Origin of the sequence: Romboutsia ilealis (assembly GCF_900015215.1) — a bacterium.
GTDB lineage: Bacteria > Bacillota > Clostridia > Peptostreptococcales > Peptostreptococcaceae > Romboutsia > Romboutsia ilealis.
In genome coordinates this window covers 1,818,977-1,836,804 of the sequence record NZ_LN555523.1, presented here as the reverse complement: position 1 = coordinate 1,836,804, position 17,828 = coordinate 1,818,977, and the positions used below count along the sequence as shown (strand labels likewise).

Annotated in this window: 15 protein-coding genes and 1 other annotated feature; all 15 genes read left to right on the top strand. The window is 28.7% G+C overall.

Translation table 11 applies throughout. The annotated features are described in order from the left end of the window. Positions 1 to 102 precede the first annotated feature (102 nt). On the top strand, positions 103 to 447 hold the full coding sequence (locus CRIB_RS08620) for a YraN family protein (RefSeq protein WP_180701979.1): 345 nt from the start codon (positions 103 to 105) through the stop codon (positions 445 to 447). Between the two features lie 12 nt (positions 448 to 459). Continuing rightward, on the top strand, positions 460 to 1,998 hold the full coding sequence (locus CRIB_RS08615) for a YifB family Mg chelatase-like AAA ATPase (RefSeq protein ID WP_180701978.1): 1,539 nt from the start codon (positions 460 to 462) through the stop codon (positions 1,996 to 1,998). Positions 1,999 to 2,007: 9 nt separating this feature from the next. Then, positions 2,008 to 3,108 carry a DNA-processing protein DprA gene (gene dprA, locus CRIB_RS08610; RefSeq protein WP_180701977.1) on the top strand — a complete coding sequence of 367 codons (1,101 nt, stop codon included), beginning with the start codon at positions 2,008 to 2,010 and terminating at the stop codon, positions 3,106 to 3,108. Between the two features lie 30 nt (positions 3,109 to 3,138). Then, positions 3,139 to 5,223, top strand: coding sequence for a type I DNA topoisomerase (gene topA / locus CRIB_RS08605; RefSeq protein ID WP_180701976.1), 2,085 nt, complete (start codon positions 3,139 to 3,141; stop codon positions 5,221 to 5,223). A gap of 135 nt (positions 5,224 to 5,358) precedes the next feature. Continuing rightward, positions 5,359 to 6,144 carry a GTP-sensing pleiotropic transcriptional regulator CodY gene (codY, locus tag CRIB_RS08600; RefSeq protein WP_180701975.1) on the top strand — a complete coding sequence of 262 codons (786 nt, stop codon included), beginning with the start codon at positions 5,359 to 5,361 and terminating at the stop codon, positions 6,142 to 6,144. Positions 6,145 to 6,208: 64 nt separating this feature from the next. Continuing rightward, complete coding sequence (locus CRIB_RS08595; protein ID WP_180701974.1) at positions 6,209 to 7,483, top strand: replication-associated recombination protein A; 1,275 nt, start codon at positions 6,209 to 6,211, stop codon at positions 7,481 to 7,483. A 496-nt stretch (positions 7,484 to 7,979) separates the two neighbouring features. Next, entirely contained in the window at positions 7,980 to 8,750 is a 771-nt protein-coding gene (locus CRIB_RS08590) for a GNAT family N-acetyltransferase (protein WP_180701973.1), read from the top strand. 51 nt (positions 8,751 to 8,801) lie between these two features. Beyond that, a complete protein-coding gene (locus CRIB_RS08585) occupies positions 8,802 to 9,734 on the top strand; it encodes an ROK family protein (protein WP_180701972.1) in 933 nt (310 codons plus the stop codon). A 225-nt stretch (positions 9,735 to 9,959) separates the two neighbouring features. Beyond that, positions 9,960 to 10,433 carry an IS200/IS605 family transposase gene (tnpA, locus tag CRIB_RS08580; RefSeq protein ID WP_180701971.1) on the top strand — a complete coding sequence of 158 codons (474 nt, stop codon included), beginning with the start codon at positions 9,960 to 9,962 and terminating at the stop codon, positions 10,431 to 10,433. A gap of 503 nt (positions 10,434 to 10,936) precedes the next feature. Further along, positions 10,937 to 11,386: an RrF2 family transcriptional regulator gene (locus tag CRIB_RS08575; protein WP_180701970.1), complete on the top strand. Its 450-nt coding sequence runs from the start codon at positions 10,937 to 10,939 to the stop codon at positions 11,384 to 11,386. 17 nt (positions 11,387 to 11,403) lie between these two features. Next, a complete protein-coding gene (nifS, locus tag CRIB_RS08570; RefSeq protein ID WP_180701969.1) occupies positions 11,404 to 12,588 on the top strand; it encodes a cysteine desulfurase NifS in 1,185 nt (394 codons plus the stop codon). 47 nt (positions 12,589 to 12,635) lie between these two features. After that, a complete protein-coding gene (gene nifU, locus CRIB_RS08565) occupies positions 12,636 to 13,091 on the top strand; it encodes a Fe-S cluster assembly scaffold protein NifU (protein WP_180701968.1) in 456 nt (151 codons plus the stop codon). A 202-nt stretch (positions 13,092 to 13,293) separates the two neighbouring features. After that, positions 13,294 to 14,370: a tRNA 2-thiouridine(34) synthase MnmA gene (gene mnmA, locus CRIB_RS08560; RefSeq protein ID WP_180701967.1), complete on the top strand. Its 1,077-nt coding sequence runs from the start codon at positions 13,294 to 13,296 to the stop codon at positions 14,368 to 14,370. Positions 14,371 to 14,487: 117 nt separating this feature from the next. Next, positions 14,488 to 14,709 (top strand) — a binding site (T-box leader). A 181-nt stretch (positions 14,710 to 14,890) separates the two neighbouring features. Beyond that, the gene (alaS, locus tag CRIB_RS08555; RefSeq protein ID WP_180701966.1) at positions 14,891 to 17,536 is read left to right on the top strand and encodes an alanine--tRNA ligase; all 2,646 of its coding nucleotides are present in this window, start codon (positions 14,891 to 14,893) and stop codon (positions 17,534 to 17,536) included. 24 nt (positions 17,537 to 17,560) lie between these two features. Further along, positions 17,561 to 17,818, top strand: a complete 258-nt coding sequence (locus CRIB_RS08550; RefSeq protein ID WP_180701965.1) for an IreB family regulatory phosphoprotein — start codon at positions 17,561 to 17,563, stop codon at positions 17,816 to 17,818. Positions 17,819 to 17,828: the final 10 nt, after the last annotated feature.

The window sequence follows — 17,828 nt, the reverse complement described above, 5'->3', positions numbered from 1 at the left end:
GATTCTAATCATTTAATGAAAAAATTTCAATTATAAAAAGAAAAATGTATATAAAATGAAGATTAGGGACAATACTTACAAAAAAGTACATAGGAGATACTTATGAATAATATTCAAAAAGGTAGAGCTGGTGAAAGTATTGCATTAAGATATTTAATAAATAATAGGGCAAATATTTTAGAAACTAATTATAGAATAAATAGCGGAGAAATAGATATAATAGCTAAAATTAATGAAGAATTAGTATTTATAGAAGTTAAGTCAAGAACTAGTATAAAGTTTGGTTATCCAGCAGAAGCTGTAGATTATAGAAAAATTAGAAAAATAGTAAATACAGCTAAGTACTATATCTTAAAAAATAACTTAAATAATGTGCCGATAAGATTTGATGTTATAGAGATATATTTAAATGATAAGAAAATAAATCATATAGTTAATGCTTTCTAGAAAGGAGTATAGATGCTTAGTATAATAAATTCTAGTAATTTAATAGGAATAAATGGTCATCTAATAAAGATAGAAATAGATATAAGTAATGGAATTCCTTCGTTTAACATAGTAGGTTTAGCTAGTACTGAAATAAAAGAGTCTAGGGAACGTGTAAAATCAGCAATAATAAATAGCGGATATAGATTTCCTAACTCTAGAATAGTTGTAAATTTGTCACCTGCAGATATGAAAAAAGAAGGATCTTTCCTTGACTTAGCTATATCTATAGGAATTTTAAGAGAATTTATAAGAAAAGATAATGTGTATTTAGATGAAAGTATGTTTATAGGAGAGCTTTCTTTAGATGGAAAGCTTCAAAAGGTAAGGGGAATACTTCCAATCATAATAGGAGCTAAGGAATGTAATATAAAAAGATTATTTTTACCGTATGATAATTTTTTAGAGGGATTATTTGTAGATGAAATAGAGATTATACCAGTAAAGAGCTTAAATCAATGTATAGAGTTTTTAAATGGAAGTTTAGATATATGTAAAGAATCTATTATTGCAGATATTAATATAAATAAAAAAGAAAAATGTCAAAATGAATATGAAGAAGATTTTTGTGATGTATCTGGAAATTATTTTGTAAAGAGAAGTGCTGAAATAGCTGCAGCTGGTAATCATAATATGTTAATGATCGGTCCACCAGGTTCTGGAAAAACTATGATAGCAAAAAGAATAAGGACAATACTTCCAGATATAAATAAGGAAGAAATGATAGAAATTAGTAAAATTTATAGTTCGATAGGATTAATAGATAATCAAAAAGGAATTATAGATAAAAGACCATTTAGATCACCTCATCATACCTCCACAAAACAAGCTATGATAGGCGGAGGAGTTGATGCAAGACCAGGAGAGGTTGTATTAGCTCATAGAGGGGTATTGTTTTTAGATGAAATAGCTGAGTTTGATAGAAAAATATTAGAAACTTTGAGGCAACCAATAGAAGATAAGTTTATAAATATATCTAGAATAAAATATAATTTTGAATATCCATGTAACTTTTTACTGGTGGGGGCAATGAATCCATGTCCATGTGGATATCATATGTCAGAAACTGAATGTAGGTGTAAAACATATGAAATAGACAGATATATCAATAAAATATCTGGACCATTATTAGATAGATTTGATTTATTTGTAGAGGTGAATTCAATACCATATAAAGAATTTATAAATACAAAATCAGAAACATCTCATGATATAAGAAAAAGAGTTCAAAGTGCAAGATATATACAACAAACAAGATTTAAAAATCATGATATAAAAACTAATGATGAAATGAATTCTTCAATGGTAAATGAGTATTGTAAGTTAAATGATGAAGGATTAAATACTATCAACATAATATTTAATAAATATAAATTAAGTAATAGAAGTTATACAAAATTATTAAAAGTTGCAAGAACAATAGCAGATTTAGATGAAGAAAATATTATACAATCTAATCATATAATAGAAGCTTTTTCTTTTAGAAAAGCTTATTATAAATATTTTGAATAGAGGTAATTTATGAATATTAATGACGCTTATTTATGGCTAAAGTCTATAGATGGGATAACAAATAATAATATAAATCAAATAGAGTCAAATAATATAGACATTAAAGATTTGATTAATTTTAGTGATAAGGAAATATATAATTTAAAAAATATAAATACAAATATTAAGGAAAATATAGTAAAATATAAAAGTCTGACTTATTTAGAAGAAATAAAGTCAAGTCTTGAGAAAGAATTTATAAAATATGTTAGTATTCATGATGAATCATATCCATCTAATTTAAAAAATATATATGATGCACCTAAAATATTATTTTATAAGGGAAATTTAGATGTACTAAAAAATAATATTAATTTGGCTATGGTGGGTTCTAGAAAATGTACTCAGTATGGTATTAATTGTGCAAAAAATATAAGCAAAAGTCTATCCGATATGGGTATAAATATTATAAGTGGATTAGCTATAGGAATAGATACTTATAGTCATATCGGATGCCTAGAGGGGAAAGGTAAAACAGTGGCAGTAATTGGATCTTCCTTAGATAATATATTACCCAAAAGAAATATTAAATTAGCTCAAAAAATATTGGATGATGGTGGACTTATATTGTCTGAATATAATATCGGAAGCACTGTTTATCCTAGTAATTATGTTCATAGAAATAGAATCTTAAGTGGTATAAGTGATGGTGTTATAGTAGTTGAGGCTGCTAAAAAAAGTGGGGCATTAATTACTGTTGACTATGCACTAGACCAGGGCAAAAACGTTTTTTCTGTTCCGGGAAATATAAATTCTTGTATGAGTGAAGGATGCCATAAAATAATAAAAGAAGGTGCAACATTAATTCATAGTGTAGAAGATATATTAAATGAATATCAAATTAATAGGGATAATTATATAGAAAATTCTAAAAAATGTGATAATATTAAATTGGATGAAAAAAGTATTGAAATATTAGAACTAATAAAAGATAATGGTATATTGAATATAGATGAAATTTGTGATAATACTAAAATGGAAATAAAATATGTAAACACAATCTTAAATGAACTAGTACTTAAAGATTTATTAATAGAGATGAATAATCAAGTATACAGTTTAAATATATAAATAAAGAAAAAAAGTGGGGGTGTGTCGTTAATGGCAAAAACATTAGTCATCGTGGAATCTCCTGCAAAAGCTAAAACGATAGAAAAATTTCTAGGAAAGAGTCACTATACTGTAAAAGCTTCTGTAGGACATGTAAGAGATTTACCTAAAAGTAAACTAGGCGTTGATATAGAAAATAATTTTGAGCCACAGTATATAAATATACGAGGAAAAGGTGATTTAATAAAAGAACTAAAAAAGGAAGCTAAAAAATCTAAGAAAGTTTATCTAGCTACCGACCCAGATAGAGAGGGAGAGGCTATCTCATGGCATTTAGCTTATATTTTAGGATTAGATCAAAATGATGAATGTAGAATAGAATTTAATGAGATAACAAAGGATGCTATAAAAAAAGCTATAAAAAGTCCAAGAAGTATAGATATAAATTTAGTTGATGCACAACAAGCCAGAAGAGTTTTAGATAGACTTTTAGGATATCAAATAAGCCCAATACTTTGGCAAAAGATTAGAAAAGGATTAAGTGCAGGAAGAGTTCAATCTGTAACGACTAAATTAATATGTGATAGAGAAAAAGAAATAGAGGCATTTATACCAGATGAATATTGGACAATAGACGTAGATGCTAAAACTTCTAATAATGAGGATATTAATTTAAAGTTTTATGGTAAGCATAAAGAAAAAATAGAATTACCAAATGAAGAAATAGTAAAATCTATTTTAGATGATATAAAAGATAAAGATATAATAGTAAATTCAATAGAAGCAAGAACTAGAAAAAAATCAGCTCCTAAGCCTTTTACAACAAGTATGCTACAACAAGAGGCAGCAAATCGACTATCTTTTACAACTAAGAAAACAATGAGTATAGCACAAGAGTTATATGAAGGTATTGATATTGAAAATGAAGGTACAGTGGGTCTTATATCATATATAAGAACAGATTCTAAAAGAATATCAGAAGAAGCGAAAGAAAAATCAAAGGAATATATACTAGAAGCATTAGGTGAAGGATACTACAAACCTGATTTTGATAAAGGAAAAGAAAAAGGAAGTAAAAAAGTACAAGATGCACATGAAGCAATAAGACCAACTTCTGTAAGTAGAACTCCTGAAAGTATAAAAAGTTCTTTAACTAAAGATCAATTTAAGTTATATAACTTAATCTGGAGAAGATTTATAGCTAGCCAAATGCAAGACTCTGTGTTTGATATATTAAATGTAGAGTGCAAGATAGAAGATTATATACTAAAAGCTACTGGATCTAAAATGAAATTTGATGGATATACAAAGATTTACAACTTTACAGAAAGAGAAGATAAAATACTTCCTCCTATAAATGAAGGGGATACATTTACTGTAAAAGATATACTACCTCTTCAACATTTTACTCAACCACCAGCAAGATATACTGAGGCTAGTCTAGTAAAAACATTAGAAGAACTAGGAATAGGGAGACCGAGTACTTATGCACCAACTATAACTACTATATTAAATAGGGAATATGTTGAGAAACAAGGAAGTAGTCTTCATCCAACAGAATTAGGTAAAATAGTAACTGATATATTAGAAACTAATTTCCAAAAATTTATAGATGTAGACTTCACTGCTACTATGGAAAGTCAACTAGACGAGGTTGAAGAAGGGAATGTAGCGTGGAAAGAAGTTGTAGCAAAATCATATGAACCTTTAAAGGAAGCTATAGAGATAGCTAAGGAAAATATAGAAAAGATAAATATGGATGAAGAAACTGATGAAATATGTGAAAATTGTGGGGAACATATGGTAATAAAGCATGGTAGATTTGGCAAGTTTATGGCTTGCAAGAATTATCCAGAATGTAAGACTACAAAACCTATTATAAATAAAATAGGTGTAAAATGTCCTAAGTGTAATGAGGGGGATATAATCCTTAGAAAATCTAAAAAAGGTAAAGCATTTTATGGATGTTCAAATTATCCAGAGTGTGATTTTTTATCATGGAATAAGCCAACTGGAGATATTTGTGATAAATGTGAATCTTATATGGTAGAGAAAATAACAAAATCGGAAACTAAAGTTGTTTGCTCCAATAAAGAGTGCAAAAATGAGATAGTAAAAGAGAATAGTGAAAATTGAAAAAATGATAGTCTTTATATTGAAAAGACCATAAAATTATGATAATATTTCTATTGCATAATTAGAAGGATAACTAATTTTTATTATTATATATAAGTATATAAGGCATAACTTTCATGAGGAGATGAACTTAAAATGGCGAGTGAAGTATTACAGAAAACAAGAAAAATTAATAAAATATTACAAACAAGTGGTGGAAGTAATGTCTCTTTTAATTTATTAGCAGGTGCATTAGGAGAAGTTTTAAATTCAAATGTATATGTATTAAGTTCAAAAGGAAAAGTATTAGGATTACACCTTAATGATATAGCAGATAGCTCAGTTGTAGAAGATGATACAACTAAGCAAAAGAAGTTTCCAGACGAGTATAATAGAAATATATTAGAGATAAAGGACACTTTAGAAAATTTAACAGGTGAAGAATTACTTGAAGTATTTCCATTTGAACAAGGTAGAACTGAAAAAAAAACTACAATAGTTCCAATATTAGGAAGCGGACAAAGATTAGGAACATTAGTATTATCAAGATATAATCATGTATATGAAGATGAAGATTTAGTTATAGCAGAATATAGTGCTACTGTTATCGGTCTTGAAATATTAAGAGCCATAGGTGAAGAACTAGAAGAAGAAATGAGAAAGAAAGCTGTAGTTCAAATGGCAATAGGAACATTATCTTATTCAGAACTTGAAGCAGTTGAACATATATTTGAGGAATTAGATGGCAAAGAAGGTTTACTTGTTGCAAGTAAAATAGCAGATAGAGTTGGGATAACTAGATCAGTTATAGTAAATGCATTAAGAAAGTTCGAAAGTGCTGGAGTTATAGAATCTAGATCTTTAGGTATGAAAGGTACTCATATAAAGATACTAAATGATAAACTTATAGAAGAACTTAAAAAATTAAAGAGTCATCAATAATTGATTATAAAAAGGTATCTAAATTATAGATACCTTTTATTTTTAATAGATATAAGGAGTGAGAGTGTTGCCTTTAGCAGATAAATTACGTCCTAAAAAGATTGAAGATATGGTTGGTCAAAGACATATTATAGGAAAGGGAAAAGTTTTAAATAAAATTATAGAAAATAAATCTATTCCTAACATGATATTATATGGACCACCAGGTACAGGAAAGACTACTTTAGCTAATATAGTAGCGAATACTACAGGTAAAAAATATGTGAAATTAAATGCAGTTAATTGTGGAGTAAAAGAGATAAAGGAAATAATAGATGAAAATAAAAGAGATTTATTTTCGTACAATGGCATAGTTCTTATGCTTGACGAGATTCAAGCGCTAAATAAAAAACAGCAGCAATCTTTACTTGAAGTTATAGAGGATGGTTCTGTAACTCTAATAGCAAGTACAGCGGATAATCCATATTTTGTAATATATAAAGCCATATTAAGTCGAAGTTCTATATTTGAATTTAAGCAAATAAATCAAGAAGATATAATTATTGGACTTAAAAGAGCTATAGATAAGCTTAGAGAAAATCATAGCTATGATAATATTAATATAGAAGATGAAGCCTTAGAATTTATAGCACAGACATGTAACGGAGATATGAGAAGTGCGCTAAATAAATTGGAACTAGCTTTTAATACGGGTATAGATATAGGTTCAAACTCTGTTAATATAACTATAGATACTATTATAGAGTGTTCTAGCTCAAAAATATTAAGTTACGATAGAGGTGGAGATGATGGATACTCAATATTATCTGCATTTCATAAATCATTGAGAGGATCCGATGTAGATGCATCTATACATTATCTTGCTAGACTTATTAAAGCTGGTGATATTCAAAATATAACTAGAAGACTATTATGTGTTGCAAGTGAAGATGTAGGCCTTGCTGTTCCTCAAGCAATAACTATTACAGAAGCATGTGTTCAATCAGCCTTTCAATTAGGGTTGCCAGAAGCTAGGATACCACTTGCTCAAGCAACTATATACTTGGCTCAGTGCCCAAAATCAGATTCAGTTGTAAGTGCAATAGATAAGGCTTTATATGACTTAGATAATATAAATGTGGGAGATATTCCTATTCATTTAAAAGATGCTCATTATGCTGGAGCTAAAAATTTAGGTAGAGGAGTAGATTATAAGTATCCACATGATTATCCAAATAATTATATTAAACAGCAGTATTTACCAGATGAAATAAAGCATAAAAAATATTATATACCTGGTAAGAATAAAAATGAAATGGCATTTGATAATTACTGGGAAAATATAAAAAGAAATAAATGATGAAAAGTTTAATATAGGCTATTAGGTATTTGGAAAATACATGATAGTCTATTTTTGATGTAAAAATAGACTATAGGTAATATTATTAGAATATAATTGTATGTGTTATTTTTTTTAAACAGAAGTATTTATTATACTATAGATATGAATTAAAAATTTAGAGCAAATGATATTAGATAATTGAATCAAAAATTAAAAATACAGTTATCTAAAAGAAATAATCGTGTTAAAATTATTATATCAAAAATGTAAGTGATTGATATAATATACAAAATCATATATATTTAGAGGTTAAATATATATGATTGATAAAATATTAAAACAGATAGAAATAAAAATATATATGACATTATGTAATATAGACTACAAAGTGTACGGTTTTACTTAAACAAAATACTTAGTAAGAGTAGGAGTAATATAGCTGATAAAAGTTGAATACAGATTAATAAATTTTTAAATGATAAAGTGAAAAATTTAAATTATCAGGGGGATTTATATGATTATAAAGGTGGATGATACCTATCATAGCAAGGTTATTAACTACTTAAAAAGAGAGCCTGACTTTAACTTGTTTATAATAGGTGATATAGAACGATATGGATATGATAATTATTTTCTAGATATATGGGCAGGGATAGATAAAAAAGGACATATAGAAGGAGTGTTATTGAGGTACTTTGAATATCTTATATTTTACTCGCGAGGGAAATTTAATATAGATGGATTTGCAAATCTTATAAATAGCCTAAACTATATAGAGATAAGTGGCAAACTAGATGTTTTACAAAAATTAGAAGGGAAAATAGGTGTAAATCGCAAAAGAATAGTTAAGTTTTGTGTTCTTGATGATCCGAGCAAACTAAATGATATAGAAATAGGTTTAAAGCCTAAAAAGATAAGATTTGGAAATATAAGTAAGGTAGCTAAATTATATGGAGATATTGATGAATTTGAAAATACTACTATAGAAAGTATAAAAAGTGGACTTAGAACAGGGAGAGGATATTGCATAGAAATAAATAAAAAAGTAGTGGCTATGGCAAAAAGTACATTAGAAACTAGAACTCATGCAATGATAGTTGGAGTAGGAACCCATCCAAATTTTAGAAATAGAGGTCTAGCTACAAAGTGTATAGTAAAGATATGTAATGAAATAATAAATGAAAATAAAATTCCATGTTTATTTTATGATAATATAGAAGCAGGAAGAATATATAATAAACTGGGATTTAAAGAAAAAGGTTATTGGGGTATATACTATAGATAAAATTATAGCAATATTATATAATTGATATATATAATAATTTGGGAGGAAAAGATGTATAAAATAGGAATTGATATAGGTGGAATGAGTATAAAAGCAGGTATTGTGGCTAATGGGGAAATCATTCAAAGAGAAGTTAAAGAAACTAATCAATCTGGTGGTTTAGATAATATTATAGACGATATAACTGAATTAGTTAATAAGTTGTTAGCTAAATGTGAATTAGATATAAATAATATAGATTCAATAGGCATAGGATTTCCAGGGGTTGTTACAAACGAAGGTAGAGTAACCTGTGTTAATATAGGTCTTGAAAATGCATCAATAATACCTAAGTTACAAGAACGCTTAAAAGGAACTATTGTACGTGCAGGTAATGACGCAAATGTGGCAGCACTTGCTGAGTATGTTTATGGAAGTATGAAAGGTTATAATAGTGGAGTTATGATAACATTGGGAACAGGAATAGGCGGAGGTATAGTTATAGATGGCAAATTAATAACGGGTTCAAATGGAATAGGTGCTGAGATTGGTCATACTATGGTTGCTACTAATTATTATGATTGCAATTGTGGAAATAATGGATGCTTTGAAACTTTCTGTTCAGCTACAGCTATAATAAAATATGCACAGAAATTATTACAAGAAGGTAGAAATACTATAATAAGAGATATGTGCAAAAATACTTTAGAAAATATAACTGCTAAGATGGTATTTGATGCATATAAAGAAAATGACCAAGTAGCAGTTGAAATTATAAATAGATTTAAAAAATATTTAGCTATGGGAATAGGAAATATAGTTAATTTTATAGATCCAGCAGTTATATCAGTAGGCGGTGGAGTTTCTAATGCTAGTGATATAATTTTAGATGGTTTATCAGAAGAAGTAAAAAAGCATCTTCCTCTTAAACAGACAAAAATTGGAGATATTGTTATAGCAAAATTTAAAAATGATGCAGGTATAATAGGTGCATCCGCTTTGTAAATTCTAAAAATACTAAAATTGAAAAATCTACATACTGATAAACTTTAAAAACATAGATAATAGTATCTTTAAAGATATTACTATCTATTTTTGTATTAGGAATACCACAGGTTATACCTGTGGTTCTAAAAAGCTTTTAGCTATGAGTAGAAATAAAAAAACCTCCATAAAATTATAGTAGGTTTGCCGACCAAAACTATAAAATTTAAGGAGGTGTGTCCGATAATGGACAATAATAGTTTAGCACATAGCAAATGGAATTGTAAATATCATATAGTTTTTGCACCAAAGTATAGAAGGCAGATTATTTATGGAAAAATAAAGTCTGATATTGGTGTTATATTAAGAAAACTTTGTGATCATAAAGGTGTTGAGATAATTGAAGCAAATGCATGTAAAGATCATATACACATGCTTGTAAGTATACCACCAAAACTTAGTGTATCTCAATTTATGGGTTATCTGAAAGGAAAAAGTTCACTGATGATATTTGATAGACATGCAAATTTAAAGTATAAATATGGAAATAGACAGTTTTGGTGTAAAGGGTATTATGTTGATACAGTTGGAAGAAATAAAAAGGCAATTGAAGAATATATAAAAAATCAAATACAAGAGGATATAATTCATGAACAAATGAGTTTAAAGGAATATATTGACCCGTTTACGGGTGAGCCAGTAAATAAAGCAAAAAAATAAGCACCTTTAGGTGCAGTTAGTAATAGTATGCGGTTGGCAAACCGTTCAGTGTGCGAGCAGCACAGCCAGAAACAAAGCCTTATAGGCGTAGAGCAAACCACCCGTTTTACGGGTGGTTCTGATTCGATTTAATAATCAAATTTAAATAATAAAATTATTTCACAATGAGTCATATCACTAATAAGCGTTACGAAATAAAATGTAATTACATTTATAAAAATATAAAATAGAAACTTTTGTATTTATTAATTAAATGAAGGGAATACTTATACATGTTTATAAATAGATTCATTAAATTTACAATGTGGTTAATATAAAATAATAGAAAATATAAAAATTAAGATTAAAAATCATCTAATATGGTATATATATAATATATTAAATTCCTAGTAAAGACCTATGAATTCAATCTTGACAAATTTACTAGGGTATAATAAAATTATGTTGAAGATAATACCTAGTAAAATAGTACGGATTATAATTCGGTGTAAAGGGTGATGAATATGAAATTATCCACAAAGGGTAGATATGGACTTAAAGCGATGTTTCAATTATCATTAAATCAGGGTAATAGTCCTATCCCCCTAAAAAATATAGCTAGTAAGCAAAATATATCAGAACAATATTTAGAACAAATATTTTCATCTCTAAAAAAATCTGGTTTAGTTACAAGTGTTAGAGGATCTCAAGGCGGATATTTATTATCGAAAGAACCTAAAGATATAACGGTAGGTGATATATTAGTAGTACTTGAAGGGCCTGTTTCGCTATCAGATTGTGTGCTAGATGAAGATATATGTGAAAATTCTGGTAAATGCGTAACAAAAGTTGTATGGGAAAAAATGAAAAAGGGTATAGAAGATGTAATAAATTCTATAACTCTTCAAGATATGATAGATGATCATAATAAAAATATATTAGATAATGATATAACAAATTTAATTATAAAATAGATAGGGAGACGAAGAAAATGGAAAAAAGAAGATTATATATGGATTATTCTGCGACAACTCCTGTGAAAAAAGAAGTTCTAGATGAAATGATGCCATATTTTACAGAAAACTTTGGAAACGCATCTAGTTTTCATACATTCGGAAGAGAAGCAAAAACTGCTTTAGATAAAGCTAGAGGGCAAGTAGCTAATCTTATAAATGCAAAGCCTAATGAAATATACTTTACAGCTGGTGGAACAGAAAGTGATAACTGGGCGATAGAAGGTGTTGCTTTTGCGCATAGAAGTAAAGGAAATCATATAATAACATCTAAAATAGAGCATCATGGAGTGCTTCATATATGTGAATATTTAGAAAAACATCATGGATTTGAAGTAACTTATTTAGATGTTGATGCTGAAGGTAGAGTTAAATTAGATGAACTTGAAAAAGCAATAAAAGATACTACTATACTGATAAGTATAATGTTTGCAAATAACGAAATAGGAACAATACAACCAATAAAAGAAATTGGTGAAATAGCTAAAAAGCACAATGTATTATTCCATACGGATGCTGTTCAAGCAGCAGGTAATGTGCCAATAGATGTTAAAGAATTAAATGTAGATTTAATGAGTATGTCTTCACATAAGATATATGGTCCTAAAGGAATAGGTGCTTTATATATAAAAACTGGTACAAAACTTCATTCTTTCGTTCATGGTGGAGCGCAAGAAAGAAGAAGAAGAGCTGGTACTGAGAATATGCCATCTATAGTTGGATATGGAAAAGCAGCAGAACTTGCTAAAACTAATATGGATGAGCATATTGAGAGACTTACATCTTTAAGAACTAAATTAATAGATGGAATACTTGAAAAGATACCTTACACAAGAGTAAATGGTAGCTTAGAAGATAGATTACCAGGAAATGTTAACTTCTCATTTGAATTTATAGAAGGGGAAGGAATATTATTGATGTTAGATATGTTAGGTATTGCTGCATCAAGTGGATCAGCTTGTACATCAGGATCACTTGATCCATCACATGTTTTAATGGCTATAGGATTACCTCATGAGATAGCACATGGGTCATTAAGACTTTCAATAGGTGATTTTACAACAGAAGATGATATAGACTATATAATAGAAAAATTACCAGCAGTTATAGAGAGATTAAGAATGATGTCTCCTTTATATGATGCTGTAATAAAACAAAAATAATAGCACGGAGCTAATAATATAATTAAGGAATTAAGGAGGATAAGAATATGCAATACAGTGATAAAGTAATGGAACATTTCATGAATCCAAAAAATGTTGGAGAAATAGAAAATGCAAGTGGTATAGGTGAAGTTGGAAACGCTAAGTGTGGAGATATAATGAGAATATATCTTGATATAGATCCAGAAACTCAAGTTATAAATGATGTTAAATTTAAAACTTTTGGATGTGGATCTGCTATAGCAAGTTCATCAATGGCTACTGAAATGGTAAAAGGGAAAACTATACATGAAGCATTAGCTGTAACTAACAAAGCAGTTGCAGAAGCTTTAGATGGTTTACCACCAGTAAAAATGCACTGTTCAGTTTTAGCTGAGCAAGCGATAAAAGCGGCTTTAATAGATTACTCTAAAAAGAATAATATACACATACCAGAATTAGATGGCGTTGTTATAGATGATGATCATGATCATCATCATGATATAGAAGAAGAGGAAATGTAATTTTAAAAACTGAAATTTAATAAATAGTATATAAATATCCCTTTTAGGTAACTGCTTAAGAGGGATATATTAATTTAAAAGATATGATAATTTTTAAATTAATATATAGATGTTAGACATAAATAAGTTTAGTCTTTAAAAAATAAGATAAAATATATATAATAAAAAAGATATAAGCAAATTCCAAAGAGAAGGTGACGAAATGAAAAAAAGAGTAATGATCGGTATGAGTGGTGGAGTAGATAGTTCTGTTGCAGCATATCTTTTAAAAGAGCAAGGATATGATGTAATAGGGGTTACTATGAAGCTATGGCAAGATGATGATGATGAACTTATAGAGAACGAAGGTGGATGTTGTTCATTAGCTGCTGTTGAAGATGCAAGAAGAGTTGCAGATAGAATAGGTATACCTTTTTATGTATTAAATTTTAGTGATGTATTTAAACAAAAAGTAATAGAGCCATTTATAGATGAGTATTTAAATGGTAGAACTCCAAATCCTTGTATAGCTTGCAATAAGCATATAAAATTTGATGACTTCTTTAACAAAGCTCGCCAAATAGGATGTGATTATGTAGCTACAGGGCATTATGCTAAAATAGAAAAGGATGAAAAAACAGGAAGGTACCTGCTTAAAAAGTCTGTTACAGATAAGAAAGATCAAACTTATGCGCTATATAATTTAACTCAAGAACAGTTAGAACATACATTACTTCCTATAGGTGACTATGAAAAGGAAAGGGTAAGAGAAATAGCAAAAGAAATAGGAATAGATGTGCATAATAAGCCAGATAGTCAAGAAATATGCTTTGTAAAAGATAATGATTATGCTGGATACGTTAAAAAACATTCTAAAAAAAGAATTGAAGAAGGCTATTTTGTAGATACTAAAGGTAATGTTTTAGGAAAACATAAAGGTATAGTAAACTATACTATAGGTCAAAGAAAAGGCTTAGGTATAGCTTTTGGAAAACCTATGTTTGTTGTTGATATAAATGCTAAGAAAAACACTGTAGTATTAGGAGATAATGAGGATTTATTTAATAAAGTTGTTATAGCAAAAGATGTTAATCTTATAGCATTTGATGAAATAACAGAACCGGTTAGAGTAGAAGCTAAAATAAGATATTCGGCTAAGCCATCTCCAGCTACATTATACAAATTAGATGATAATAAGATAAAACTAGTATTTGATGAACCTCAAAGGGCGATAACTAAAGGTCAATCTGTTGTAATGTATAATGGAGATGTTGTGGTTGGTGGAGGAATAATCTGCTAATAAAATTAAAAATCAATATAATTTATACTATTGATTAATTACACAAAATTTAGTAATATAACATATATAGTTAAAATATAATTTAAAGTTTATATTATAAGTATAAAATTAAATTTATTAAATACAGAGATAAGAAATAGTAAACTATTTGATGTCTTACAGAGAGAGGGGATTGGTGGAAGCCCCTTAGAATAGAATAGTTGAAGCAGTCTTTGAGTATCAATTCTGAAGTAATAGTATGGATTGACGGTAGTTCCGTTATAGCTAAGGTTTTCCGAAGATGTCATAATTTATTGTGATAATTAGGGTGGTACCGCGAATATAATCCTCGCCCCTATAAGTTTTTATAGGCGCGGGTTTTTTTATTATACAGAATTTATTTATAAATTCCAATTGCTAAATTTTAATAATGAGCCTTATGTATTTTATTATACAAATGGTTTAATTTACTGAATAGTTAAAGTAAAAGTAAATTTAGAATTAAAAACAAAAGATATATATAAACAGGAGGAAATTTAAGATGCAACAAATGGGATTAAATGAAATTAGAAGTAAATTTTTAAAATTCTTTGAATCTAAGGATCACTACTTAAAAGAAAGTGCTTCTTTAGTACCACACAATGATAAAAGTTTATTACTTATAAACTCAGGTATGGCTCCGCTTAAAAATTACTTTGCAGGTGTAGAAGTTCCACCAAGCGTTAGAATGACGACTTGCCAAAAGTGTATAAGAACAGGAGATATAGAAAATGTAGGAAAGACTGCTAGACATGGTACTTTCTTTGAAATGTTAGGTAACTTTTCATTTGGAGACTACTTCAAAGAGCAGTCTATAACTTGGGGATGGGAGTTTGTTACACAACACTTAAATATACCTCAAGAAAAAGTATGGGTAACTGTATATGAAGAAGATGATGAAGCTTTTGAAATATGGGAAAATCAAATAAAGATACCAAAAGAGAGAATAGTTAGACTTGGAAAAGATGATAACTTTTGGGAGATAGGTATAGGGCCTTGTGGACCATGTTCAGAATTATACTTCGATAGAGGAGAAGAATATGGATGTGATAATCCAGACTGTAAACCAGGATGTGACTGTGATAGATATTTAGAATTCTGGAACCATGTATTTACTCAATTTGATAGAGATGAAGAAGGTAACTACGGACAATTAGAACATAAAAATATAGATACAGGAATGGGTCTAGAAAGAATGGCTTGTATAATGCAAGGTGTTGATACAATATTTGACGTAGATACTATAAAGCATATATTAAATACTGTTGAAAATATGGCTGGTGTTAAATACGGAAAAGGTGGAAAAACTGACGTATCAATAAGAATAATAACTGACCATATAAGAGCTGTAAGTTTCTTAGTTGCAGATGGAGTATTACCATCAAATGAAGGTAGAGGATATGTTCTTAGAAGATTATTAAGAAGAGCAGCACGTCATGGTAAATTATTAGGAATAAAAGAAAACTTCTTATATAAATTAGTTGATGAAGTTATAAAAGTAAGTGGAGAAGCTTATCCAGAATTAGTAGAAAAAGAAAACTATATCAAAAAAGTTATAAGAATAGAAGAAGAAAAGTTCAATGAAACTATAGAGCAAGGTATGGAAATATTAGCTTCTTATATAGCACAGTTAAAGAAAAATGGAGAAACTACTTTAAGTGGAGAAAATGCATTTAAATTATATGACACTTATGGATTCCCAGTAGACTTAACAAAAGAAATATTAGAGGAAGAGCATTTATCAATAGATGAAGAAGCTTTCAACGAAGAAATGAATAAACAAAGAGAAAGAGCTAGAAGCGCTAGAGGAAATATGGATGGAGAAAGTTGGAAAGAAGATCCATTATCAAAACTAGACTCTTCAGTAGCAAGTACTTTTGAAGGATATAATGAGTTAGAAAATTCAGGAATAATAAAAGCTATAGTTAAAGATAATGAAATAGTAGAGTCAGCTGTAGCTGGAGATAAAGTTGTTGTCGTATTAGATCAAACTACATTCTACCCAGAAGGTGGGGGACAAGCTGGGGATGCTGGACTTTTAGTAAATAAAAATGAAGATATAGTAGTTGAAGTAATAGATACTAAAAAAGGTGCTAACAATACTATTAAGCATATAGGATTAGTAAAAAGTGGTATGATAAATACTGGAGAAAAATTATCTACAATAGTAGATAAAGAAATAAGAATGGCATCTGCTAGAAACCACAGTGCTACGCACTTACTTCATAAAGCATTAAAAGAAGTTTTAGGAGATCACGTTAACCAAGCAGGATCACTTGTTACTTCAGAAAGATTAAGATTTGACGTAACTCATTTTGAAGCTATAACTAAGGAAGAATTAAAAGTTATAGAAGAAAAAGTGAATAATGTAATACTTGAATCTTTAAATATAACTTGTGAAAATATGAGTATAAATGATGCAAAAAATAAAGGAGCGATGGCTTTATTCGGTGAAAAATATGGTGATGAAGTAAGAGTTGTTTCTATGGGAGACTATTCAATAGAACTTTGTGGAGGTACTCACTTAACTAATACTTCTCAAATAGGTATGTTTAAAATATTATCTGAAGGTGGAGTAGCTGCAGGTGTTAGAAGAATAGAAGCTATAACAGGTAGAGCAGTTTATAATTACTTAAAAGAAAAAGAAGAAGTAATATCTAATGTATGTTCAAACTTAAAAACTAAAGAAGATAGTTTATCTCAAAAAGTAACTTCTCTAATAGAAGAAAATAAATCATTATCAAAAGAATTACATGATATGAAAACTAAGATGAGCTTACAAGCAATAGACTCAGTACTTGATTCTAAAGTAGATGTAAATGGAGTTAATCTAATAACTACTAAATTTGAAGGTATGGATATGAATACTTTAAAAGAAGTTGCAGATAACTTAAGAGATAAATTAGTAAGCGGTGTTGTGGTACTTGCTAATATAGTTGATGATAAGCTAAATCTTGTTGTTACATCAACTAAAGATGCAGTAGATAAAGGTGTTCACTGTGGAAATATAGTTAAAGCTATAGCACAAGTTGCTGGCGGAAAAGGTGGAGGAAGACCTAATATGGCTCAAGCTGGTGCGCCAGATGTTTCTAAGGTTGATGAAGCTTTAAATCATGCAAGTGAAGTTTTAAAATCACAAGTTAAGTAACTCATATTTTAAGGGGGGTTAAAAATGAATAAAGATTTAGACTACACTATGAAATTTGAAGGAATATCAGAAGATAAAATGAGTGTTTCACAAGCACTAGATTTTGTAAATGAGGCACTATTAGAAAAAGGATATAACCCGATAAATCAAATTATAGGATATCTTCTTTCAGGAGACTCTAGTTATATAACTGGGTACAAAAATGCAAGAACTATAATTAAAAAGTTTGAAAGAGATGAAATACTTGAAGAAGTAATCCAATATTATTTAAATAGAAAGTAGGTTAAAACTT

Coding starts and splice junctions, on each gene's coding strand:
- CRIB_RS08585 (WP_180701972.1), top strand. CDS start 8,802: ATGTATAAAATAGGAATTGATATAGGTGGAATGAGTATAAAAGCAGGT.
- CRIB_RS08620 (WP_180701979.1), top strand. CDS start 103: ATGAATAATATTCAAAAAGGTAGAGCTGGTGAAAGTATTGCATTAAGA.
- codY (WP_180701975.1), top strand. CDS start 5,359: ATGGCGAGTGAAGTATTACAGAAAACAAGAAAAATTAATAAAATATTA.
- CRIB_RS08590 (WP_180701973.1), top strand. CDS start 7,980: ATGATTATAAAGGTGGATGATACCTATCATAGCAAGGTTATTAACTAC.
- topA (WP_180701976.1), top strand. CDS start 3,139: ATGGCAAAAACATTAGTCATCGTGGAATCTCCTGCAAAAGCTAAAACG.
- CRIB_RS08615 (WP_180701978.1), top strand. CDS start 460: ATGCTTAGTATAATAAATTCTAGTAATTTAATAGGAATAAATGGTCAT.
- dprA (WP_180701977.1), top strand. CDS start 2,008: ATGAATATTAATGACGCTTATTTATGGCTAAAGTCTATAGATGGGATA.
- tnpA (WP_180701971.1), top strand. CDS start 9,960: ATGGACAATAATAGTTTAGCACATAGCAAATGGAATTGTAAATATCAT.
- alaS (WP_180701966.1), top strand. CDS start 14,891: ATGCAACAAATGGGATTAAATGAAATTAGAAGTAAATTTTTAAAATTC.
- mnmA (WP_180701967.1), top strand. CDS start 13,294: ATGAAAAAAAGAGTAATGATCGGTATGAGTGGTGGAGTAGATAGTTCT.
- nifU (WP_180701968.1), top strand. CDS start 12,636: ATGCAATACAGTGATAAAGTAATGGAACATTTCATGAATCCAAAAAAT.
- CRIB_RS08575 (WP_180701970.1), top strand. CDS start 10,937: ATGAAATTATCCACAAAGGGTAGATATGGACTTAAAGCGATGTTTCAA.
- CRIB_RS08550 (WP_180701965.1), top strand. CDS start 17,561: ATGAATAAAGATTTAGACTACACTATGAAATTTGAAGGAATATCAGAA.
- nifS (WP_180701969.1), top strand. CDS start 11,404: ATGGAAAAAAGAAGATTATATATGGATTATTCTGCGACAACTCCTGTG.